Genomic DNA, 26,752 nt, shown 5'->3' with positions numbered 1-26,752 from the left:
CCGTCCACAGGGCGCACAGACCCCATCGTTGCACAGCGGCACGGCCCCGTTCAGCGGATTCGGTCGTCGCGGCGCCGGGTGCGACCGGCCTCGAGATACCTAGACAGCACCGGCCCGATGACGGCGAGGGACTGCGGCTCGATCATGTCGTTGTGCCCGCAGTCCACCCGGTGCTCCACGATTCGACCGGTCACGAGCGGCCGCCACTCGTCCGCCGACCGGGCGCGCGTGGTGCCGTCGTCGTCGCCGGTCGCGGGGAAGATCAGCAGTTCGCCGTCGTAGACCTGCGGCTCGAACCGGTGGACGAGGTTTCGCGAATTCTCGTATCCGGCGTTGATGCGCTCGAGGTGTTCTCCGCGCAGTCCGGAGTCACTGCCCCACGATTCGTTCAGCAGTTGCGCCGCGCGTTCGTACGTGAGGTCGCCGTCGGTGGCGACGACGAGCCCCAGGCCGCGGAGCAGATCCCGCATGTCGAGCTTCCCGAACAGCGGATCCTCGCCGTTGTCGGGATAGCTGTCCATGACGGTGAGGGAGGCGACGTCGTCGCCTGCATGCTGGAGTTCGACGGCCATCGCGTGGGCGATGACCCCGCCCAGCGACCAGCCGAGCAGGTCGTACGGTCCCTCCGGCTGGATGGCCTTCATCTCCTCGACGTACCGGTGCGCGAGTTGTTCGATCGACCGGTAGTCGCCGTCTCCGCTGATCGTGGGCAACTGCAGTCCGTACGCGCGGCGGTCGGCGGGCAGATACCGGACGAGGCCCGCATATCCCCAGGAGAGCCCGATTCCCGGGTGGACGCAGAACAGCGGTCGTCCGGTGCCCTCGGTTCGCAGCGGGATGACCACCCCCAGCGCCTCCGTCACCCCGCTCTCTGCCGACGGCACTGCGATCCTGCGAGCGAGGCCGGCCGGGGTGGGATCGAGGAACATCCATTGCAGCGGGATCTTCCGACCGAGCCTCTCCTGCAGGGCGGCGATCACCTTCGTCGCGAGCAGGGAGTTGCCGCTTCTCTCGAAGAAGTTGTCCTCGGCCCCCACCCGGTCGAGCCCGAGCACCTCGGCGAAGACGTCCACGATCGCCGCCTCGAGGTCGTTCGCCGGCAACCGGAAGGCGGCGCCCGACAGGAACTCGGGTGCGGGCAGTGCGGTGCGATCCAGCTTGCCCACCGGCGTCAGCGGAATCTGTTCGAGGACGACGATCGCGGCGGGCACCATGTGGGCGGGCAGACGCTCCCCGACGAGACGGGTGAGTTCCGCGGTGTCGACGTCCGCGCCGCCGATCGGCCGGACATACGAGACGAGCAGCGGTTCCTCGGCGGGCCCTGCACGGCCGATGGTGACGGCGAACCCGACGTCCGGATGATCGGTGAGTACGGCGTCGATCTCGCCGGGTTCGATGCGGAACCCGCGGATCTTCACCTGGAAGTCGCTGCGCCCGACGTACTCGAGGGTGCCGTCCCGGCGCCACCGCACCACGTCTCCCGTGCGGTACATCCGCTCGCCCGGGGGACCCCAGGGGGCGGCCACGAAACGGGACGCCGTCAGACCGGGCCGACGGTGATACCCGGACGCCAGGGCGCGTCCCGACACGTACAGCTCACCGACCACACCGAGCGGCACCGGGCGCAGCCGCGAATCCAGCACGACCTCGGAGACGCCGCGGGTGGGTGCGCCGAGCGTGATCGGCTCGCCGGGCACCAGCGCGTCGCTGATGTTCGACATGATCGTCGTCTCGGTCGGCCCGTAGGCGTTGAACATCCGGCGGCCGGGCGCCCACCGGGCGACGAGTTCGGGTGGACAGGCTTCACCGGCCACGACCAGCGTCCGCAGCGACTCGAAGCCGAGGGGGTCCATCGACGCCAGTGCGGTCGGGGTGACGAATCCGTGGGACACCCGCTCGTCGCTCAGCAGTGCGGCCAGTTCGGTGCCGCCGTAGATCGTCGGCGGGGCGATCACCAGCGTCGCTCCCGCGCAGAATGCCATGACCAGTTCGAACACGGACGCGTCGAAACTCGGCGACGCGAAGTGCAGCACCCGGGCGCCGGGTGTGACGGCGAGGCGGTCGCGCTCCTCCGCGGCGAGGTTCGCCAGCCCACGGTGTGTGACGGCCACTCCCTTGGGGACGCCCGTGGATCCGGACGTGTATATGAGGTACGCGGGATGTGCTTCGTGCAGCGGTGCCGTCCGGTCCGCGTCGGTGACGGGGGCAGGCGACTGCAGCCGGATCCGTTCCTCGTCTTCGGCGTCGTCGAGCACGATCCAGTTCACGGTGCCGGGCAGCTGATCCCGGTGTGCCCGCAGGGTCACCCCGGACACCGCCCCGGAATCGGTGAGCATGTGCTCGATGCGGTCGAGTGGATACCCGGGGTCGACCGGCAGGAACGCGGCGCCCGTCCGAGCGACCGCCCACACCGACAGCACCGATTCGATCGAGCGCGGCAGGCTCAGCGCGACAGTGGTTCCCGGACCCGCACCGTCCTCGATCAGGCGGCGCGCCAGCCGGTTCGACGCCTCGTCCAGTTCGCGGTAGCTGATCGTCCGGCCCCGGTAGGACACCGCGTCGGCGCCCCGGTCTCGTTCGACCGCGGCCGACAGCAGTTCCGGCAGCAGGACATTCGGGGCGTCGGATGCGCCGCGCGCCGGGGTGAGCGCCGCGACTTCGTCGGTGCCGAGGATCTCGATGTCGCCGACCGGAACACCGGGTTCCGCGGTGACGGTGCCGAGGATGCGCACGAACCGTTCCGCGAACCCGCGCACCGTGTCGGCGTCGAACAGGTCGGTCGCGTAGTCGATCGCACCCACCATGCCCGCCGCGCTGCCGTCGGCGGCGAACCGCTCGTCGAGGATCACCTCGAGGTCCACCTTCACGACGGCGAGGTCGGGATCGAGCCCCTCGACGGTCAGCCCCGGCAACCGCAGGGCGGGATTCTCGGTGTTCTGGAATTCGAGGGACACCTGGAACAGCGGCGAGTGGGCGGTCGACCGCACCGGTCCGACGGCGTCCACCACCCGTTCGAAGGGCAGGTCGGCGTGCGCGAAGGCGCCGAGATCGGCGTCGCGGACCCGCGCAAGCAGGTCACGGAACGGCTGTCCCGCCTCCACCGGGGTGCGCAGGGCCAGCGTGCCGACGAACATGCCGACGAGGTCGTCGAGCGCCGCCTCGCCGCGGCCGGCGATCGGGGTGCCGATCGCCACGTCCCCGGTGCCGCCGAGCCGGCCGAGCAGCACGGCGAGTGCCGCGTGCACGATCATGAACTCGGTGGACCGGTGCTCTCGCGCCGCCGTCCGGATCCGCTCGTGCAGGCCCGGGTCGATCGCGAAGCGCACCCGCTCGCCGCGGAACGACTGCTGTGCGGGACGCCGGCGGTCGGCAGGCAGTTCGAGGAGTTCGGGCAGCCCGGCCAGCGCCGACTCCCAGTAGGCCAGTTGCCGCGAGATCAGCGACCCGGGGTCGTCCTCCGAACCCAGCAGCCTGCGTTGCCACAGTGTGTAGTCGGCGTACTGGACCGGCAGCGGCGTCCATCCGGGAGTGCGGCCGTGGACGCGGGATTCGTACGCGACCATCACATCCCGCACCAGCGGTGCCATGGAGAAGCCGTCGGCCGAGATGTGGTGGACCACGACGGCGAGCACGTGGTCCGTCGGGTCCAGGGAGAACAGGGCGACGCGCAGCGGGACGGCTTGGGCGACGTCGAAGCCGGCCGTCACGAGCCGGGTGAGTTCTTCCCGGAGCCGACTGTCGTCCGCGACCGCGGTCGGCGCGAGCATCGGGGCGGTGGGCGCGAGGATCTCCTGGACTGGTTCGCCGTCGCGGAGCGGGAAGCGGGTGCGCAACGACTCGTGCCGGGTCACGACGTCCGTGACGGCGGCGGTCAGCGCATCCACGTCGAGGTCGCCGGTGAGCCGCACCACCATCGGGATGTTGTAGGCGGGCGAACTCGTGTCGAACTGGTTGATGAACCACATGCGTTGCTGGGCGTAGGACAGCGGGATGCGGTCGGGACGGGCTCCGGCGGTGAGGGCGGGGCGGCCGGAGGGACCCGCTCCCGCGTGCTCGATGCGCGCGGCGAATGCCTCGACGGTGGGCGCCTCGAACAACGCCCGCACGCCGATGTCGGTGTCGAGTGCGGCGCGCAGGCGGGCAACGGCACGGGTGGCGCTCAGCGAGTTGCCGCCGAGGTCGAAGAATCCCGCATCCGCGCTCACCCGGGCGAGTCCGAGGACCTCCGCGAAGACCTCGGCCACCGTCTCCTCGACCGGATCGGCGGGTGCCCGGTATTCGCGCGCGCCGACGTCGAATCGTGGTGCGGGCAGGGCTTTGCGGTCGAACTTGCCGACGGCGTTCAGCGGGATCTCGTCCAGCACCGTGATCGAGGACGGCACCATGTGGGAGGGCAGTCTGCCCGCGAGACGGCGGGTGATCGTCTCGGTGTCGAGGGCATGCTCGGGTGCGGGCACGACGTACGACGCGAGGAGTGTGTCCCCGGCCGGACCGCGGTAGGCGACCGTGACCGCGAACCGGACGTCGGGGTCGGCCGTGAGGGTGATGTCGATCTCGCCGAGCTCGATGCGGAACCCGCGCACCTTCACCTGGAAGTCGCTGCGGCCGAGGTACTCGATGGTGCGCTCGGGGGTCCAGCGCACGATGTCGCCGGTGCGGTACATCCGTTGCCCGGCCTCGGCGGGGTCGGCGACGAACCGCTCCGCCGTCAGCCCGGGGCGCCGGTGGTAGCCGCGCGCCAGTCCTGCACCGGCGAGGTACAACTCCCCCGGAACCCCGGCCGGAACGGGCTGCAACCGGGAATCCAGCACCAGCTCCGTGACACCGCGGATCGGTCCGCCGATGGTGATGCGGTCCCCCGGGGTCAGGGGATCGCTGATGTTGGACATGACCGTGGTCTCGGTCGGCCCGTACGCGTTGTACAACCGGCGCCCCGGCGCCCACCGGGACACGAGTTCGGGCGGGCAGGCCTCGCCGCCGACGGCGACGTCGGTGAAGTGATCCAGCCCCGCCGGGTCGAGGGATGCGAGCGCCGCCGTGGTGACGAATGCGTGCGTGACGTGCCGGTCCCGGATCAGCTGGGCGAGTTCGTCGCCGCCGAAGACGGTGGTCGGCACGATCACCATCGTCGCCGCCGCACCGAACGCCTGCAGATATTCGAATACGGATCCGTCGAAGCTCGGTGTCGAGAAGTGCAGCGTCCTGGACCCGGGATCCGCCCCGAAGCGGGCGAGTTGGTCGCGCGCGAAATTGTCGAGACCGCGGTGCGTCACGGTCACGCCCTTCGGCCTGCCGGTGGACCCCGACGTGTAGACGAGATACGCGGCCGTGTCGAGGGTGACCGGTGCCGTGCGGTCGCCGTCGTCGACCGGTGCCGCGGATGCGGCCGCGCACTCGGCGGCGAACGCGGGGTCGTCGAGAACGAGCCAGCCGATGTTCTCGGGCAGACGGGCGCGATGCTCGGACGTCGTGAGCCCGAGTGCGCACTCCGAGTCGGTGAGCATGTGCGTGATGCGCTCGCCCGGATAGTTCGGGTCGACGGGCACGAACACGGCCCCGGTCCTGGCCACCGCCCAGACGCACAGCACCGACTCGATCGAGCGTGGGATACCCACGGCCACCGATGTTTCCGGCCCGAGTCCGCGGGCGATCAGAGCACGGGCGAGCCGGTTGGACCGCTCGTCCAGCTCCCGGTAGGACACCTCGACGTCGCCGGACGACAGGGCGACCGCATCCGGGTCGACCGCGACGGCGTCCGTGAAGATCTGCGGGAGCGTACGGACGGAGCCGGCGGGACCACCGCGGACCGGTACCAGTTCCGCGCGTTCCCGCTCGGTGAGCAGCGACAGCCGGGCCAGCGGCACGTCGGGTCCGGTGCAGGCGTCGAGCACCCGCACCACCCGCTCGGCGATGTCCTCGATCGCGCCGGGGGCGAACAGGTCGGGCACGTACTCGAACTTCAGGTGCAGGCTCGCCGCCGCCGACGCGACGAGACTCAGCGGGTAGTGGGCGGCGTCGCGGGCATCCACGCCGGTCACGCGGAGCCCGGCGATGTCGGTGTCTTCCGACAGCCCCGCCCGGTCCACCGGATACGACTCGAACACGGTGAGGGTGTCGAACCCGACGCCGGGACCCGCGGCGTCCTGGATCTCGGCGAGACCCGTGTAGTGGTGATCGAGCATCGCCGCCTGCTCGGCCTGCACCCGCTCCAGCAACGCGCCGAGTGTCTCCTCCGGGCGCAGCGTGACGCGCACCGGAACGGTGTTGATGAACAGCCCGATCATCGTCTCGATGCCGGAGAGTTCCGGCGGCCGGCCGGAGACGGTGGCGCCGAACACGACGTCGTCGCGTCCGGTGAGCATCGCCAGCACGATGCCCCATGCCGTCTGCAGAATGCTGTTGAGGGTGAGCCCGCGCGCCCGCGCGGATTCGCGGAGCCGGTCGGTCCGGTCCTCGTCGAGGTCGAACACCCACTCCCGCGACACGGTCGACAGCTGCCGAGCCCGGTCGGCAGGCACCAGCAGCGTCGGTTCCTCGACCCCCGCGAGGGCGTCCGCCCAGGCCCGCGCGGACACGTCGGTGTCGCGCCCGCTCATCCACAGCAGGTAGTCGCGGTAGTCCCGCACGCGCGCCAGCGGCGACGGGTCGGCATCCGTGGCGTACAGCGTGAGCAGTTCCCGGATCATCAGCGGCATCGACCAGCCGTCGAGGAGGATGTGGTGGTTCGTCGACACCAGTCGGCAGCGGCCGCCGGCCGTCCGCACCAGCAGGAACCGAATCAGTGGTGCGGTGGCCATGTCGAAGGGGGTGGTCCGGTCTGCGGCCAGCAGTCGCTCGATCTCGGCGGCTGCCGCGTCCTCGTCCAGTCCGCTCAGGTCGGTCTCCCGCCAGGGCACGGCAACCCGGCCCGAGACCACCTGCACGGCCCCGCCCTCGGCGTCGTGACAGAACGCGCTGCGCAGGTTCGGGTGACGGTCGAGGAGTGCGGCGGCGGCCCGGCGCACTCGTGCGGCATCGACGTCGCCGCCGAGGTCGAGAATCAGCTGGACGAGGTAGGCGTCCACCGATTCGTCGGCCAGTTCGGCGTGGAACAGCATGCCCGCCTGCAGCGGCGACAGCGGCCAGACGTCGGTCATCGCCGGGTAGCGGCGCTCGAGGTCGTCGATCGCGCTCTGGCCGAGCCGGACGAGGTTCAGGTCGGACGGGGTGAATCCGCCGCCTCCGGACCGGGCGTGCGCGGTGAGGGCCTCGAGCGCGCCGGCCCACAGGCTGGCCAGTTCGCCGACGTCGTCGGCGGCGATCACCCCGACGGGGAACGACCACGTGGCGGTGAGTGCGGGACCGGCGGCGGTGTCGGTGGTCCTGGCGTTCACGTCGACGACGGCCGCCGCGGGCAGCCCGGAGTGCGCGGCGGCGGCGAGGCCCTCGTCGGAGACCGGCGTCCAGTCGCCGTCCGGAGCGGAACCCGAACCGAGCCTGCCGAGGTAGTTGAAGCTCACCTGCGCGCCCGGCAGGGCCGCGAGTTCGGGAGCTGTCTCGGCGTCGAGGTAACGGAGCAGCCCGAACCCGATGCCGTGGTCGGGGATCGACTGCAACCGCTCCTTCACCGCCTTGACCGCGACCCCGGCAGCGGGGCCGGCTGCGAATGCGTCGTCGATGTCCACGCCGCTCAGGTCGAGGCCCACCGGGAAGATCGTGGTGAACCAGCCGACGGTGCGGGCGAGATCGGCGCCCGGAACCACCTGCTCCTCACGACCGTGCCCCTCGAGATTCACCAACGCGCCGGACGACTCGATGCCCCGCGCCCGGCGCCAGCGGACGAGCGCCAACGCCAGCGCCGTCAGCAGTCCGTCGCCGACACTCCCGTGGAAGGCCTGGGGCAGCGTCGTCAGCAGGGCCTCGGTCACCGCGACGGGAATCCGGACCTCGACGTCGGAGGTCTGGACGTCGGCTGCGGTGAGGGCCCGCGACCCGAGCGGTGGGTCGGGGGTGTCGAGCATCTGCCGCCACAGGTCGAGTTCGGCTGTGCGAGAGGGCTCCTGCGCCACATCCGTGAGGGCGTGCGCCCACCGGCGCATCGACGTGCCGGTGCCGGGCAGGCTCGGCGGCTCACCCGACAGCACCTGGGCGCAGGCGAGGGCGAGGTCGGGGACGAGGATGCGCCACGACACCCCGTCGACCACCACGTGATGGGCGACGATCAGCAGCCGGCCCGGGGCTGCCGGTGTCGCACTGCTCGCGAACCACACCGCCTGCACCATCACACCCGACTCCGGGTCGAGCCGGTCCGCGGCGGCGTCCAGTTCGCGGGACGCGGCCACGGTGAACGAGTCCGCAGGGTCGAGTGACACCGTGCGCACCACCGCGGTCGCCCGCACCCAGCCGGGCGGCGCGACCGCCATCGCCGCACCGCGCTCGGCCCGGTCGCTCCGGTACAGCCGGGCGCGCAGCATGTCGTGCCGGTCCAGGACGGCCTGCAGCGCCGCCGTCAGCGCGTCCTCGTCCAGTGCGGCGGGGGTGGTGATCAGCGCAGCCTGCGAGTACCGGCGGAAATCGCCGTCCCTTCCCAGCATCCAGTGCACGATCGGCGTGAGGGGGAATTCGCCGACGCCGCCGCCGGGCAACTCCTCCAGCGTGACCGCCTGCTCCCCCGCGGTCGCGACCTCCGCGAGTGCGGCAACCGTCTTGCGTTCGAACACGTCCCGCGGGGTGATCACCACCCCGGACGCCTTCGCCCGGGTGACGAGCTGAATCGACATGATGGAGTCGCCGCCGACCGCGAAGAACGAATCGTCGACGCCCACCGATTCGAGGCCGAGCACCTCGGCGAACAGGCCGGCGAGGATCCGCTCCGTTTCCGTCGCCGGTGCGCGGCCGAGCGACACCTGCCGTCCGAAGTCCGGTTCGGGCAGCGCCCTGCGGTCGAGTTTGCCGTTCACGGTGAGAGGCAAGGCGTCGAGCACCACCACGGCCGCGGGCACCATGTGCGCCGCCAGCCGGCCGGCGACCGCGTCGACGATTCCGGCCGGATCCAGCACCCGGCCCGCCTCGGGCACCACGTAGCCCACCAGTCGTTCGCGTCGCGCCAGCACCACCGACTGCGCCACTCCTTCGCAGGCGAGCAGCGCCGACTCCACCTCGCCGAGCTCGATGCGGAAGCCCTTGACCTGAACCTGGAAATCGTTGCGGCCCAGATATTCCAGCTGACCGTCCGCGTTCCACCGGCCGAGGTCGCCGGACCGGTACATCCGCGACCCGGGGGTGTGCGGGTCGGCCACGAACCGGGTCGACGTGAGCGCGAACCGTCCGAGATAGCCCCGGGACACCTGCGCGCCCGACACGTAGAGTTCCCCGACCACTCCCGGCGGCACCGGGTGCAGACGGGAGTCGAGCACGTACACGCGCAGTCCGGGCAGCGCCCGGCCGATCACGGAGGTCGACGCGGACGCGGCGAGTTCCGCGTCCAGCGGCAGGTGGCTGACGTGCACGGTGGTTTCCGTGATGCCGTACATGTTCACCAGCGCCGGGACGGTGTCAACGTGTCGCGCGTACCAGCGGGTGAGCTGCCCCAGGTCGAGGGCCTCGCCGCCGAACACGACGACGCGGAGGGACAGTTCGGTGGCGCCGGCGACCCGGTCCGCCTCGGCAAGCTGGTAGAAGGCGGTGGGGGTCTGATTCAGGACGGTGACGTTCTCGTCCCGCAGCAGTCGCAGGAACATGTCGGGTGAGCGGGTCGTGAAGTAGTCGACCACCACCAGCCGGCCGCCGTGGAGCAGCGCACCCCACAGTTCCCACACGGAGAAGTCGAACGCCGCCGAGTGGAACATGGTCCACACGTCGGAGGCATCGAACCGGAACAGCGGCTGCGTGTTCGCGAACAGGGTGACGACGTTGCGGTGCGCCACCTGAACGCCTTTCGGCTGCCCCGTCGAGCCGGAGGTGTAGATGACGTACGCCACCGAGTCCGGGCGCAGCGGCCCGGTCCGGTCGCCGTCGGTGACCGGCAGCGGCGACGTACGGTCGAGTTCGGCCACCGTCTCCGCGCTGTCCACGAGCAGGAGCGGGACTCCGCTCGCCCGGACCGCGTCGGATTCGGCCTCGGTGGTCAGCACACACACCGGCCGGGCGTCGGCGAACACGAACGCGAGCCGCTCCGCCGGGTACGTCACATCCACGGGCACGTAGCCGGCACCCGACTTCACCACCGCGAGCAGCGCCACCACCAGCTCCACCGACCGCGCGGCGGCGACGGCCACCAGGGTCTCGGGGCCGGCGCCCCGCGCGATCAGCAACCGCGCCAGGCGATTCGCCCGGGTGTCCAGCTCGTCGTAGGTGAGCGAGACGCCTTCGCACACGACGGCCGTCGCGTGGCGGGATCGCTGAGCGGCCCGCTCGAAGAGTTCCGCCAGGGTCGCGTCCGGGGCCGGGGGCTCGGCGAACGGCGGCAGCACCAGGTCCCGCTCCGCGGTGTCCAGGATCTCGATGTCGCCCACGGGAAGCTCCGTGGCCACGGCGACCGACTCGAGCACCCGGAGGAACCGTTCCCCGAATCGGGCTACGGTGTCGCGATCGAGCACGTCCGTCGCGAACCGCAGTCCGGCAGCGAGTCCGGCGGGCGCGCCGTCCCTGTCGATCTGTTCGGCGAGACTCAGTTCCAGGTCGAACTTCGCGACGCCCAGGTCCACGTCGAGCGAATCGACGGTGAGTCCGGGCAGTTCGAGGTGGGTGCCCTCCGCGTTCCGGAACTCGATGAGCACCTGGAACAATGGGGTGTGCGACGTGGATCGTTCGGGGGCGAGATGGTCGACCAGCCGCTCGAACGGGATGTCCGCGTGCTCGAACGCACCGAGGTCCGCGGCCCGCACCGCGGTCAGTACCTCACCGAACGATGCCCGCGGATCCACCACCGTCCGCAGGACGAGCGTGTTGACGAACATGCCCACCACGTCGTCGAGCACCGCCTGCCCGCGACCGGCGACGGGCGTTCCCATCGTGACGTCGTCCGTGCCCGACAACCGGGACAGCAGGACGGCGAATGCCGCGTGGACCGCCATGAACAGTGTCGAATTGTGCTGGGCCGCGATCGTGTTCAACGCACGGTGCAGCCGGGCAGGCACGTCGAACTCGACGACGTCCCCGCGGTAGGACCGCTGGACGGGGCGCGGCCGGTCTACCGGGATCTGCAGCACCTCGGGCGAACCGGACAGGGTGTCCGTCCAGTAGCCCAGTTGCCTCGACAGCACCGAGTCCGGATCGTCCACCGCACCGAGGAAGTCCCGCTGCCACACGCTGTAGTCGGCGTACTGCACCGGCAGCGGGGTCCAGCCGGGCGTCTCCCCCACGGTCCGGGCGGTGTACGCGAGCATGACGTCACGGGCCAGCGGCATCATGGAGAAGCCGTCGGCCGCGATGTGGTGCACGACGATGGCGAGGACGTGCTGCTCGGGTTCCAGCTCGAACAGCCTTACGCGGAACGGGATCTCGTCGCTGACGTTGAAACCGGCGCCGACCAGGGCTGCGAGGGCGTCCCGCAGTGCGCGGTCACCGGCGACGGCCACCGGATCGAGGCGGGGGGTGGCCCGCCCGGCATCGACGATCACCTGGTGCGGTCCGTCGACCGACCCGGGAAACACCGTGCGGAGCGATTCGTGCCGCGCGACGACGTCGCCGACCGCCGCGAGCAGGGCCGCGTGATCGAGGACTCCGGTCAGTCGCAGAGCGATCGGGATGTTGTAGGCGGGCGACGACGTGTCGAACTGGTTGACGAACCACATGCGTTGCTGCGCCAGCGACAACGGGATCCGGTCGGGGCGCGGTCGTGCGGCGAGTGCCACCGACGGGGTGGCCGCCGTCACGGCCGAGTCGATCCGGACTGCGAGATCGGCGACGACCGGCGCGTCGAACAGCGCGGCCACGCCGATCCCGGCGTCGAGGGCGGAGTTGATGCGGGCGACCGCCCGGGTGGCACTGAGCGAGTCGCCGCCCAGTTCGAAGAAGCTGTCGTCCGCACCGACGCGCGGAGCGCCGAGCACGTCGGCGAACACCTGCGCGACAGCCTCCTCGACCGGAGTGGTGGGCGCCCGGTACCCGATGGTCGCCGACGTGAATTCCGGTGCGGGCAGAGCCTTCCGGTCGAGCTTGCCGACGGGGGTCAGCGGAATCTCGTCGAGGACGACCACCGCGGCGGGCACCATGTACTTGGGCAGGATCCGGCCCGCGAACGCGAGCACCTCCGGCGCCGCCACCTCCTCGCCGTCGTGCGGCAGCACGTACGACACCAGCGCCGTGTCCCCCAGCGGTCCCGGCTTGCCGAGAGTCGCGGCGAAGTCGAGGTGCGGGTGGGTGGTGAGAACGGAATCGATCTCGCCCAGTTCGACACGCTGACCGCGGATCTTCACCTGGAAGTCGCTGCGCCCGAGGTACTCGAGGGTGTGGTCACGAGACCACCGCACGACGTCACCCGTGCGGTACATCCGGCCACCGCCGTAGGGGTCGGCGACGAACCGCTCCGCGGTGAGAGCGGGCCGCCGGTGATATCCGCGGGCCAGCGCCGGTCCCGCGATGTACAACTCGCCGGGCACCCCGGCCGGGACGGGCTGCAACCGGGCGTCGAGGACCGACAGCGCGATGCCGCGGACGGGCCCCCCGATCGTGACCGGCTCGCCCGGTCTCATCGGCCGGCTGAAGGTGGTGAGAATGGTGGCCTCGGTGGGGCCGTACCCGTTGAACATCGCCCGATCCGCACCCCACGCGGCGACCAGTTCGTCGCCGACGGCGTCGCCGGCCACGACGAGCGCCTCGAGGTGCTCGATGCCGTCGCGCTCGACGGTGGCCAGGACGGCCGGGGTGATGCAGGCGTGGGTGACGCGTTCGCGCCGCAGCAGCGCCGCCAGTTCCGCCCCGCCGTAGACGTCGGGGGGAGCGATCACGAGCGTCGCCCCGGCGGCACACGACTGGACGAGTTCGAGTATCGCCACGTCGAAACTGGGTGAACAGATGTGCAGGCACCGGGAGTCGGGTGAAACGGTGTAGTGCTCGGTCTGCTCGGTGAGCAGGTTCGCCAGACCGCGGTGGGTGACGACGACGCCCTTCGGCCTGCCGGTGGACCCGGACGTGTAGATCGCGTACGCGGCGTGGTCGACGTCGAGCACCGACCGGCGGTCCAGATCGGTGACGCGGACCGGCGATGCGGCGGCCCACGTGCGGTCGAAGGCAGCATCGTCCAGCACCAGCCACGGCACCGAGCCCGGCAAACGGTGCCGGTGGGCCGACGTCGTCACACCCAGTGCCGCACCGGAATCGGCCAGCATGTGTTCGATGCGATCGGCGGGATAGTTCGGGTCGACGGGCACGAACGCCGCGCCCGCCTTCGCGACCGCCCACACCGCCAGCACCGATTCCCGCGATCGGGGCAACCCGAGCGCCACGAACGTCTCCGGCCCGGCACCGCGTTCGATGAGGACCCGGGCCAGCGCACTCGACCGCTCGTCGAGCTCGCGGTAACTGGTCTCGCGTCCGTCGCAGACGAGCGCGGCCGCCTCCGGCCGGTTCCCCGCCGACGCCGTGAGGATCTCGGGCAGGGTCTTCGGCGGCCCGGCGGGGGCCCCGGACACCGCCGTGTACTCCTGGAGTTCGGCCTCCGACAGCAGGGTGAGGTGGGCGATGGGTGTCTCGATGTCCGACAGCAGGATCTGCACGACGCGCGCGACGCGGGCCGCCACCGACTCCGCGAACTCGCTCCGGAAGACGTTCGGCTGGTACCGCAGTCGCAGGTGCAGTCCGGTGTCGACGTGCGCCATCAGGGTGAACGGATAGTGGGTGGAGTCGATCCCCTCGATCCCGGCGACGTGCATGCCGTCGATGTCGGTGTCTTCCGACAATCCCATGCGGTCCACCGGATAGGACTCGAACACGGTCAGCGTGTCGAAGGCGGCGCCTTCCCCGACGGCGCGCTGGATCTCCGTGAGCCCCACGTAGTGGTGATCGAGCAGGGCCGACTGTTCACGCTGGAAGCGCTGCAGCAGTTCCGCGAGCGTCTCCTCGCGGCGCAGGCGCAGCCGGACGGGCACCGTGTTGATGAACAGCCCCACCATCGACTCGATGCCGGCGACGCCCGGTGGGCGGCCGGACACCGTGGCTCCGAAAACCACGTCCTCGCGCGTGCCGAGTGTGGTCAGCACCAACCCCCACGCCACCTGGACGAGGGTGTTCATCGTCAGTCCGTGCTCCCGTGCAAGTGCCTCGAGCGCCCGGGTCTTCTCCTCGCCCACGTCGAGGCGCACGTCCTCGGGTTCGGCGAAGCTCTGCTCGCCGCGCGCCGCGGGGGCCACGAATGTCGGTTCGTCCGAGCCGGCGAGGGCGGATACCCAGGCGGCCGTGGAGCGTTCGTGGTCCTGCCTGCCGATCCACTGCAGGTAGTCGCGGTAGGACGTGACGCGGGGAAGGGCCGTCGTGTCGCCGTCCGTGGCGTAGAGGATCAGCAGGTCCTTGATGACCAGGGGCGTCGACCATCCGTCGAGGAGGATGTGGTGATGGGTCACGACCAGCCGGTACCGGTCGGGTGCGGTGCGCAGCAACGTGAATCGGAGTAGCGGCGCCTCGGACATCTCGAACGGGACGGCGCGGTCTGCCGCGACGAGTGCCTCCGCCTCCGCGGCGATCCGGGTGTCGGCGAGATCCGACAGGTCGACGTCGGTCCACGGCGCGGTCGCCCCGGCGAGTACCACCTGGACGGGTCCGGCACCGGTGTCGGCGAACGCCACCCGGAGGTTCGCATGCCGGTCGAGCAGGCCCTGTGCGGCGCGGCGGAGCCTGGCGGAGTCGACGGTGCCGCGCAGGTCGAGGACCAGTTGCACCTGATACGCGTCGAGGCGATGTTCGGACAGCTGCGCGTGGAACAGCAGACCGGCCTGCAACGGTGACAGCGGCCAGATGTCGGCGAGGTCCGGGTAGGCGCTCTCGAACCGGTCGATGTCTGCCTGCCCGACGGACACCAGATCGAGATCGGACGGCGTCAGCCCGCCTGCGCCCGGACGGCTCGCGTGCTCGGCCAGGGCTGTGAGTCCCCGAACCCACAGCGCGGACAGCTCTTCCACGTCCTCGGCGGCCAGCACACCGGTGGGGTACGACCACGTCGCCGTGAGTACCGGTGCGCCGTCCCGGACGGTGGTGGCGGCGTTGACGTCCACGACCCAGGCGGCGGGCATGTCGTAGTTCTGGGTTCCGCCGAGGTCCCTGCTGCCCGCGACGGGCAGCCAGGACACGTCGCCCCCGCTCGTCGCCACCCGGCCGAGGTAGTTGAAACTCACCTGCGGTGGCCGGAATCGGCGCAGTGCCTCCGAGCCGACCGGATCCAGGTACCGCAGGATCCCGTAACCGATGCCGTGATCGGGGATGGCGAGGAGTTGTTCCTTGATCGCCTTGATCGCGGTCCCGGCCGCGTCGTCGCCGGCGAGGGCGGCGTCGATGCCGATGCCGGTGAGGTCGAGTCGCGCCGGGAACAGGGTGGTGAACCACCCGACGGTCCGGGACAGGTCGGCGCCGGGCACGACGTGGTCTTCGCGGCCGTGACCCTCGAGGTTGATCAGCACGTCGGCCGTCTCGACCCCGCGGTGCCGCCGCCACCGAATCATCGCCATTGTGAGCGCGGTGAGGAGGCCGTCGCCGACGGTGCCGTGGAACGCGGCGGGCAGTGTGGTGAGGAGTGCCTCGGTGACGGGTGGGGGGACGTCGACGGTGACGCGGCCCGTCGTGGCATCGACGTCGACGGCCGGATCCAGGGGCCGGAAGCCGAGGAGCGGGTCGGGGCCGTCCAGGATCGACTGCCACCGCCCCGCTTCGGTGCGACGGGCCGCCGCGGCATCGGTGAGTCCGTGCGACCACCGCCGCATCGACGTCCCCACGGCAGGCAGCGCGGCGGGCAGACCCTCGGCGGCGCGAGCGTGGGCCGCCGCCAGATCCGCGATCAGGATCCGCCACGACACGCCGTCGACCACGAGATGATGCGCGACCAGCAGCAACCGCCCCTGCCCGCCGGGACCGTCGAACCAGAGCACCTGCACCATGCTGGCCGAGGCCGGGTCCAGGCGGTCCGCCGCCGCGTTCAGTTCCGCTCTCGCCACCGCATCGAAGTCGCCGGCGTCGAACGACGTCACGGGCACGTGATGGATCAGCGCATCGGCAGGCACCGATCCGGTCGGCAGCACCGTCATGGCCCACTGCCCCGACTCGTCGACGGCGAGCCGCGCGCGGAGCATGTCGTGACGGTCCAGCACCGCGTCGACGGCGGCGGCGAGATCGTCGCGGGTGAGCCGGGGCGGCGCGGTGACCAGCACGGCCTGAGAGAACCGGTTCAGCCGGCCGCCGCTGCGCCCCAGCATCCACGCGACGACGGGTGTCAGCGGAACCGGGCCGACGCCGGCGCCGGGCAGTTCCTCCAGCACCACGGCATCCGCGCGCTCGTAGTGGGCCACCTCGGCGAGACCGGCGACGGTCCTGCGCTCGAACACGTCCCGCGGGGAGAGGATCAGACCCGCCGCCTTCGCGCGGGCCACCAGCTGGATCGACATGATGCTGTCGCCGCCCAGCGCGAAGAACGAATCGTCCATACCCACCGACCCGAGTCCCAGCACGTCCCGGAACAGGCCGGCGAGTAACGCCTCCGTCTCGGTGCACGGCGGACGACTGTCGGTGACGACGACACCGAAGTCCGGTTCCGGCAGCGCCTTCCGGTCGAGCTTGCCGTGGACCGTCACCGGGAGCGCCGCGATCACCACGACGGCGGCGGGCACCATGTACGACGCGAGCCGCGTGCCCGCGAACTGCAGGACCTCGCCCGGGTCGATGTCCGCTCCGGGTTCGGGGACGACGTATCCGATCAGCCGGTCGCCCGAGCGTTCGTCCCGGCGCACGTCGGCGACCGCCGCCGCCACGTCGCCGTGTGCGAGCAGCGCCGACTCGACCTCGCCCAGCTCGATCCGGAATCCGCGGATCTTCACCTGGAAGTCGGTGCGCCCGAGGTAGTCGAGTTGCCCGTCCGCCGTCCAGCGCACGAGGTCGCCGGTCCGGTACATCCGGCTGCCCGGCGGCCCGAAGGGGTTGGCCACGAAGCGTTCCGCGGTGAGCGGGTATCGGCCGTGATAGCCGCGCGCGAGCGCCGGTCCTGCGAGGTACAGCTCCCCCGCGACCCCCGCCGGTACGGGATGCAGCCGCTGATCGAGGACCGCCGCGGTGAACCCGAGCGTCGGCGCGCCGATCGTGACCGGTTCGCCCGGTGCCAACGGGGTGCTGATGCTCGACACGACGGTCGACTCGGTCGGACCGTACGCGTCGAACATGGCCCGGCCCGGTGCCCAGCGGGCCACCAGTTCCGGCGGGCACGTCTCGCCGCCGGTCACGACGCACTGCACGCTCTCCAGGCCGGCGGGATCGACCGAGGCGAGCGCCGCCGGGGTGACGAAGCAGTGCGTGACCCGCTCGCGCAGCAGCAGTTCCGCCAGCTCGTCGCCGCCGTAGACGGATGGGGACGCGATCACCATCGTCGCGCCCGGCCCGATCGCCAGCATCAGCTCGAGCACGGAGGCGTCGAAGCTCGGCGACGCGAAGTGCAGGGTCCGGGACGCCGCGGTGGTACCGAACGTGTTCTGCTCCGTCGCAGCGAAATTCGCCAGGCCGCGGTGCGTGGTCACCACACCCTTCGGCCTGCCCGTCGATCCCGACGTGTAGATCACGTACGCGGGGTGGTCCACGTGCAACGCCGACGTTCGGTCGGTGTCGGTCACCGCCGCCGCCGGGAGCAGTGCCAACTCGGCCTCGGTCTCGGGGTCGCCCGGCACCAGCCACGGAATCGACGCGGGAACGGCCGACCGCAGCGCGGCCGTGGTGAGACCGGCGACGGCGCCCGAGTCGCCGAGCATGTACTCGATGCGTTCGGCCGGATGGTTCGGGTCGACCGGCAGGAACGCGGCCCCGGTCTTGGCCACCGACCAGACGGCCAGCACGGATTCGATCGACCGCGGCAGTGCCAGAGCCACCACCTGTTCCGGGCCGACGCCCCGCTCGATCAGGAGCCGGGCGAGCCTGTTCGACCACTCGTCGAGATCACGGTAGGACACCTGACGTCCGTCGGAGACCAGCGCCACGGCGGCCGGGTCCGCGGCTGCGGCGGCCGTCAGCATCTGCGGCAGTGTCCGCGCGGCCACGCCGGGGCCTCCGCTCGCGGACGTCAGTGCGGCCCGCTCGCCGGCGCCGAGGACGTCGACGTCGCCGACCGGGGCGTCCGGCGATTCGGTGACGGCGCTCAGGATCCGGACCAGGCGCTCGGCGAACGCGGTCACCGTGTCCGCATCGAAGATGTCGGTGGCGTACCCCAGCGCCGCGCTGATCCCCGCGGGATGACCGTCGGCGTCGACATTCTCCCGCAGCGTCAGCTGGAGGTCGAAATTGATCGTGTCGAACGCGAGGTCGAGGGGTTCGACATGGAGGCCCGGCAGTTCCAACTCGGGGCGCTCGGTGTTCTGGAATTCCAGCATCACCTGGAACAGCGGTGAGTACGCCGTCGAACGGGAGGGCCGCAGGCTCTCCACGACACGTTCGAACGGGACGTCCGCGTGCGTGAACGCCCCCAGATCGGCCTCGCGGACCTGCGCGAGCAGCTCGGCGAACGTGCGGGCGCCGTCGACGGGGGTGCGGAGCACGAGGGTGTTCACGAACATCCCGACCAGGTCGTCGAGCTCGGCCTCGCCGCGGCCCGCGATGGGTGTGCCCACGGCGATGTCGTCCGACGCACTCAGCCGCGACAGCAGGACCGTCAGCGCGGAGTGCAGTGCCATGAACACGGTCGATCCGTGCCTGCGTGCGAGTTGCACGACGCTCCGGTGGAGGTCCGGGTCGATGTCGAACTCGACGCGGCCCGCGCCAAGGGTGCGGGCGGCCGGGCGGGGCCGGTCCGTCGGCAGTTCCAGCACATCCGGAAGGTCGGCCAGCGTCGAGGTCCAGTAGTCGAGCTGGCGGGCGAGAGGCGAACCGTCGTCGTCTTCGTCGCCGAGCCAGTCTCGTTGCCACAGTGTGTAATCGGCGTACTGCACGGGAAGCGGGGTCCAGTCGGGTGCGGCGCCGCGGCACCGGGCGGTGTACGCCGACAGGACGTCGCGGGCGAGCGGAACCATCGAGAAGCCGTCCGCCGCGACGTGATGGACGACCACGGCCAGCACGTGCTCGTGCTCGTTCACTCCGAACAGCCGGGCCCGCACCGGCGCCTCCGTCGTCACGTCGAACCCGGCGGAGAGCAGGCGGTGGAGTTCCGCGTCGAGGTCCGCCGACGCGACGGCGTGCGGTGTGAGTGGGGGCGCCACCTTCTCTGCCGGGAGGATCACCTGCCGCGGACCGTTGTCGGTGAGGGGAAAGACGGTGCGGAGGGACTCGTGGCGCTCGACGACGTCGGCGACGGCCGCGTCCAGCGCCTGCGTGTCGAGGGTGCCGGAGAGGCGCAGCGCGATTGCGACGTTGTACGCCGCACTGGCCGTGTCGAACTGGTTGATGAACCACATCCGCTGCTGTGCGAGCGAGACGGGGACCTCCCGCGACGGATCCCGCGGCGCCGGCGCCGGCCGGGATTCCGGGCGGGAGTCCCCGGCCTCGGCCCGGGCGGCCAATCCGGCAACGGTCGGGGCGTCGAACACGTCCCGCACGCCCAAACGGTTGCCGACCGCGGCGTTGACGCGGGCGACGAGCCGGGTTGCGGTCAGCGAGTTCCCGCCGAGTGCGAAGAAGCTGTCGTTCGCCCCCACCCGGACGCTGCCGAGCAGATCGGCGAACACGGCGGCGACGATCTCCTCCACCGGGTTGCGCGGGGCGACGAAACCCAGCGTCGACGTGCCGAAGTCCGCTTCGGGCAGGGCTTTCCGGTCGAGCTTGCCGTTCACCGTCAGGGGCAGCGCGTCGATCACCACGACCGCAGCCGGCACCATGTACGACGGAACGCTCTCCCCGACCGCGTCGAGAACCGCCGCCGCGTCGACATCCGCACCCGTCTCCGGGACCACGTAACCCACCAGCCGGTCACCGTCCCGGTCGTCGCCGCGCACCACGACCACCGACTGCGCGACCCCGGCACACGCGGCCAGGGCCGCCTCCACTTCGCCGAGTTCCACCCGGAATCCGCGCAACTGCACCTGGAAGTCGCTGCGCCCCATGTACTCGAGCCGGCCGCCCGCACCCCACTTCACGACGTCGCCCGAGCGGTACATGCGCGCCCCCGCCCGGTGGTGGTCGAACGGGTCGGCGACGAAACGCGTCGAGGTCAGACCCTGCCTGCCGATGTAGCCGCGGGTCACCTGGTCGCCGGACACGTACAGCTCGCCCACCACCCCGGGCGGTACCGGATGCAACCGGCCGTCGAGGACGTAGACCCGTAGACCGGGGAGTCCGCCGCCGATCACCGAGCCCGGCACGGACGCCGCCAGCGCGCGGTCGAGGGCGAGGAAGCTGACGTGCACCGTGGTCTCGGTGATGCCGTACATGTTCACCAGCACGGGGGCCCGGTCGTCGTGCCGGGTGTACCACCGCTCCAGTTGCCCGACGTCGAGGGCTTCGCCGCCGAAGATCACGTGCCGCAACGACAGTGGCGATCCGCCGGCGTCCTCGACGGCGTTCGCCGCGCGATCGGCCTCCGTCAGCTGGTAGAACGCCGTCGGGGTCTGGTTCAGCACCGTCACCCGTTCCCGGCGCAACAGTTCGAGGAACGTGTCCGGCGACCGTGCGGTGAAGTAGTCGACCAGCACCAGCCGGCCACCGTGGACGAGCGCACCCCACAGTTCCCAGACGGAGAAGTCGAAAGCGTACGAGTGGAACAGCGTCCACACGTCGGACGAGTCGAACCCGAACAATTCCCGGGTGTTGGCGAGCAGCGTGACGACGCACCGGTGCGACACCTGGACGCCTTTGGGTCGCCCGGTCGACCCCGACGTGAAGATGACGTACGCGACGGCGTCGGCCCACAGCGGCCGCAACCGATCCGAGTCGGTGACCGGCAACCCGGACAGTTCGGCCATCGCACCGGCCGTCGCCGGATCGTCGATCGCCACCACCGGGATTCCGGCCGGTGCCAGCGACGCGAATTCGGCGCTCACCACGGCGCAGACGGGTCGTGCGTCGTCGAACATCGCCGCCACCCGCTCGGCGGGATAGCTGGTGTCGACCGGCACGTACCCGCCACCGGCGGCGAGCACCGCCAGCAACGTCACCACGAGGGCAGGTGTGCGATCCACCATCACCGCGACCAGCGACTCGGTTCCCACCCCCTCGGCGATCAGCAACCGGGCCAACCGGTTCGCCTGCTCGTCCAGTTCGCCGTAGGTCAGCGTCTCGTCACCGCACACGACCGCGGTGGCGTCCGGGGTCGACGCGGCCACCCGCGCGAACAACTCGACCACGGTCTGCGCGTCGGCGGTGACACCCTCGCGGTTCCACCGGTCCAGCACCAGGTCGCGCTCGACCGCACCGAGAACCGGGATGTCCCCCACCACCGCCGCCGGGTCGTCGACCACCGCCCGCAGTACCCGGACGAAGCGTTCCCCGAACCCCTCCACCGACGTCCGGTCGAACACGTCCGTCGCATACAGGAACGCGGCGGCCATGCCTGCGGCGGTGCCCTTCTCATCGTGGTATTCGGCGAGCGACAGCTGCAGGTCGAACTTGGCGACTCCCGGGTCGACGTCGACCGCCTCGACGGTCAGGCCCGGCAGTTCGAGGTGGGCGCGCACGGTGTTCTGGAATTCGAGCAGCACCTGGAACAGCGGCGAGTGGGACGTCGACCTGCCTGGAGCCAGCTCGTCGACGACGCTCTCGAAGGGAACGTCCGTGTGCCCGAACGCACCCAGGTCCGTGTCGCGGGCCCGGGCCAGTACGTCGGTGAACACCTCACCCGGCTCCACCGGAGTCCGCAGCACCAGCGTGTTGACGAACATCCCGACCAGGTCGTCCAGCGCCGCCTCACCGCGACCGGCGATCGGGGTGCCGATGGCGACGTCACCCGAACCGGACATCCTCGACAGCAGCACGGCCAGCGCCGCGTGCATCACCATGAACAGCGTCGCCTGGTGCTCGCGCGCGAGGAGGAGCAGTTGCCGGTGCAGGCCCGCGTCGATCGCGAACGCCGCGGTCGCACCCTCGAGCGAGCGGGCGGGCGGCCTGTTCCGGTCGAGCGGCAGGGCGCTGACCTCCGGCAGTTCGGCGAGCACACCGCGCCAGTACTGCAGTTGCCGGGACATGAGACTGTCCGCGTCCTCGGCACTGCCGAGAAGGCGACGCTGCCACACGCTGAAGTCGGCGTACTGCACGGGCAGCGGCTCCCAGCTCGGCGGCGTCCCGGACCGGCGCGACGAGTACGCGACCATCAGGTCGCGGGCCAGCGGCGCGAGCGACGCCCCGTCGGCGGCGATGTGATGCACCACGATCACCAGCACGTGTTCGTCGGGGCCGGTCCACAACAGCGCCGCGCGCAGCGGGACCTTCGCGCCCACGTCGAATCCGCCCGCGAGGAGGGTCGCGATCCTCTCGTGCAGCGACTCGTCGCCGTCGACGTGCGGGGTGAGGTCCGGGACGACGTCCGCGGTGTCGACCACCACCTGGTAGGGCCCGTCCGTCGACGCGGGATACACGGTGCGCAACGACTCGTGCCGCTCGATCACATCGCCCACCGCGGCCCGCAGCGTGTCCGCATCCAGCGGTCCGGTGAGGCGCACGGCCATCGGGATGTTGTACGCCACCGACGACGTGTCGAACTGGTTGATGAACCACATCCGTTGCTGCGCCAGCGACAACGGGATCCGCTCGGGCCGCTCCCCGACGACCAGGGGCGGACGGTCCACGAATTCCGTCCCCGCACGCCGAACGTACGCGGCCAGCAGTTCGGCGGTGGGCGCCTCGAACAACGCCCGCACACCCACGTCCGATCCGAGTGCCGCGTTGACGCGCGCGATCACCCGCGTCGCCACGAGAGAATTGCCGCCGAGGTCGAAGAAGCTGTCGTCGACACTGATCCGTTCGACGCCGAGGACCTCGGTGAAGACCTCGGCGATCGACTCCTCGACCGGGTCGGTAGGCGCCTTGAACTCGGCGGCCGCGGACAGGAACCGCGGTTCCGGCAGTGCCGCGCGGTCCAGCTTCCCGACCGGGTTCAGCGGGATCTCGTCGAGCACCACGACGACCGAGGGAACCATGTACGCCGGCAACCGGTTCCGAACCTGTCGCAGCAGTTCCGTCGTCTCGATCGGCCTGCCCGGAGCCGGGACGACGTACGAGACCAGGACGGTGTCCCCGGACGGTCCCGGCCTGCCGATGGTGACGGCCAGTCGCACGTCCGGATGCGTCTGCAGCATCGCGTCGATCTCGCCGAGTTCGATGCGGAAACCCCGCACCTTGACCTGGAAGTCGCTGCGCCGCAAATATTCCAGGGTGTGGTCGGGTCGCCACCGCACCACGTCACCGGTGCGGTACATCCGGCCCCGGCCGTACGGGTCGGCGACGAACCGTGCCGCGGTGAGACCGGGCCGCCGGTGATACCCCCGGGCCACACCGGCGCCGGCGATGTACAGCTCACCCGGGACGCCGACGGGTACCGGACGGAGCCGGGCGTCGAGCACCACTTCCTCGGCGCCCCGGATCGGCCCGCCGAGTGTGATGGGGTCGCCGGGGGTCATCGGTGCGCTGATGTTCGCCATGATGGTGGTTTCGGTGGGACCGTACGCGTTGTGCAGCCTGCGGTCCGGCGCCCACCGGGCCACCAGTTCGGGCGGGCAGGCCTCACCGCCCACCACCACGTCGAGGAAGTCGCCCAGCGAATCCGGCGGGATCGTGCCCAGCGCCGCGGTGGTGACGAAGCCGTGCGTGACGCGTTCCGACCTCAGCAGATCGGCCAGTTCCGAGCCGCCGTACGCGGACGGCGGCACGACCACCATCGTGGCGCCCACCCCGAACGCCTGCAGGTATTCGAACACGGACGCGTCGAAACTCGGGGTCGAGAAGTGCAGCGTCCGGGACGATCTCGTGGCGCCGAACCTCTCCTGCTGGTCGGCAGCGAAGTTGTCGAGCCCGCGGTGGGTGACGGTGACGCCCTTCGGCCGCCCCGTCGAACCGGACGTGTAGATCAGGTACGCGGCATTGTCGAGGTGCAGGGGCTGGATGCGGTCGGAGTCGGTCAGCGGACGGCCGGAGCGGGCGGCGCAGTCAGCCTGGAAATCGGGATCGTCCAGCACGCACCAGGGAATCGAGTCGTGCAGGCGACCGCGCGCCGCCTCCTCCGTCAGGCCCAGCACCACACCCGAATCGGCGAGCATGTAGTCGATCCGATCGGCCGGGTAGTTCGGATCCACGGGAACGAAGGCCGCCCCGGTCTTCGCGACGGCCCACACGGACGCCACCGACCGGAACGAACGCGGGAGCGCCAGCGCGACGAACGATTCCGGCCCCACCCCGCGGTCGATCAGCATGCGCGCGACCTGCGTCGACCACCGGTCCAGCTCGCGGTACGACAACTCCTCGCCCTGCCGCGACAGCGCCGTCGCCGCCGGATCCAGTGCCGCGGCATCCGCGAAGAGGTCGGGCAGGGTGCGCTCGGACCGGCCCGGCCGTCCTCGTACCGGCGTCAGCGCGGAACGTTCGTCTGCGGAGAGGATCTCGATGTCACCGACCGGAACCTCCGGATCGGCCGCCATCGCGTCGAGGATGCGGAGGTACCGCTCGGCGGCCACCCGGATCGTGTGGGCGTCGAACAGGTCTGCGGCGAAACCGAATTCGACGGTGACACCCGCCGGATCGCCCGACTCGTCGGCCGCTTCGGTCACGGTCACGCATAGGTCGAGGCCGGAGACGGCAGAACCCGGGGCGCCGGGTGCGCGGGTGTCGAGCAGCACCTGGACGATCGGTGCGTACGCGTCCGACACCGACACGCCGAGTTCCCGCACCAGACGGTCGAACGGAACACCGGTGTGCGCGGCCGCCTCGGTGGCGACGTCCCGGACGTGCGACAGATAGTCGCGGCACGACACCTCGCTCGCGTACCGTGACCGCACCACCACGACGTCCGTGCGATCGCCCACGTCCACCGCCGTTCCGACGGCGATGTCGCTGCTACCGGTGACCCTGCCCAACAGGATCGACAGGGCCGTCAGGAACACCGTGCGGCCGGTGGTGCCTGCGGCGTCGGCCAGAGCGGCGACGCGGCGGTGCAACTCCCCCGGCACCACCACGGTGACCCGGTCGCTCGCCTGCGACAACCTCGCGGGCCGCGGGTGGTCGGTGGGCAACGGCAGGAGGTCGGGCAACCCGTCCAGCTGCCGGCGCCAGTAGTCGATTTCCGCCGCCTCGCGCAGAAGTCGTTCGCCGGCGCGGGAACTGGTCTCGTGGATGCTGCCCACCCGGGACGCCGGGTCTGCGGTGGCCAGTTCCTCGAGCAGTTCGACGAACTGCCGATGGTGTTCCCGCAGTTCCGCGTCCTCATAGCGGCTGGGGTTCGCGCGGAAGTCCACGAAGATCCTGGTGGGGGTGCCGCTCTGATACACGTTGATCAGCAGGTCCTCGACCGGACCCGATGTGACGATGTGGAAATCGCCGAGGAGCGAACCGAGCGCGACCTCCTGACGGAACAACATCACGTTCACCATCGGCCCGTACAGTGCCGTCGTCGCGGTGTCGCCGGCGTCGCGGCGGATGTCGTCGAGGCTGCACCGCTGGTGTCGCAGTGCGGCGACCAGCTCACGCTGCACCTTCTCGATCAGCTCCGCGACGGTGTCGTCGGCCCGGACGCTGACGGGCATCGGTGCCACGTTGACGAGCATGCCCCCGGAATTGCGCAGCACCGCCGTGGTGCGGGCCGACACCGGAATGGTCACCAGCACATCGGTTCTGCCGGTACGTCGCGACAGGTAGCACGCCGCGGCCGCGATGATCGTCGCCGCCGACAGGCTGTCGCGGGAATCGAGAACGGCCACGACGTCGTCCGAGAGGACGGCACTCTCCACCGTACTGGTGGCCGACACCTGCCCCGCCGTCCGCGCCAGCGTGGTGCCCTCGAGTCCGGCGACCCGGCCCGCCCAGTACTCCCGATCGGTCACGAACCGCTCGGAGGCGCGGTACCGGCTGTCGATGTCGTACAACTGCCGCAGGCTCACCGCCCGGTTCGGATCCGGTTCGCGGCCCGCGACTTTCGCAGAATACCGGTGTGCGATGCGGCGCAGCATCGTCATGGCCCCGTAACCGTCGAGAGCAACGTGGTGAATCCTGCTGTACCACAGGAAGTGCGTGTCACCGGTCTGCAGGATCGACGTCTCGACCAGCCGGTCGGCGTTCAGATCGAGCGGTGTGACGTAATCACGTTCCATCCATGCGTGTGCCGCCGCCACCGGGTCCTCGTCCGCGCGGAAATCGACGTACGCGATGGACGTGTCCGTCCGATGGTCCACGTACTGCAGCGGCCGGCCGTCGACGTCGTACACCTTGAGGAAGGGTGATTCGAATTCGCGGGCCGCTTCCACCGTCTCCTGCCGGAGCAGGTCGATGTCGAGGACACCGTGGAACTCGACGTACTGGGCGATGGAGATCGGGACCTGCGGTTCGAGTTGCTGCGCGAACCACGTGGCCCGCTGGGCCGCCGAGAGCGGAATCGGTTCGCCGCCGTCCGGAACACGGACGTCCGCGGGGCGGCGCGTTTCTCCCGCCCCCGGAACGGGTCCTTCACCTTGTCCAGGGCACACTC

1 protein-coding gene is annotated in these 26,752 nt (G+C 70.9%); it reads right to left on the bottom strand.

Annotated elements, in window-relative coordinates; all coding sequences use genetic code 11:
• Window positions 1–50: 50 nt before the first annotated feature.
• Window positions 51–26,750, bottom strand: a complete 26,700-nt coding sequence (locus PSR88_RS25975) for a non-ribosomal peptide synthase/polyketide synthase (RefSeq protein ID WP_016883841.1) — start codon at window positions 26,748–26,750, stop codon at window positions 51–53.
• Window positions 26,751–26,752: the final 2 nt, after the last annotated feature.

The organism is Rhodococcus sp. DK176 (genome assembly GCF_038447315.2).
Classification (GTDB): domain Bacteria; phylum Actinomycetota; class Actinomycetes; order Mycobacteriales; family Mycobacteriaceae; genus Rhodococcus_F; species Rhodococcus_F jostii_A.
This window is presented reverse-complemented; position numbering and strand designations above follow the sequence as displayed.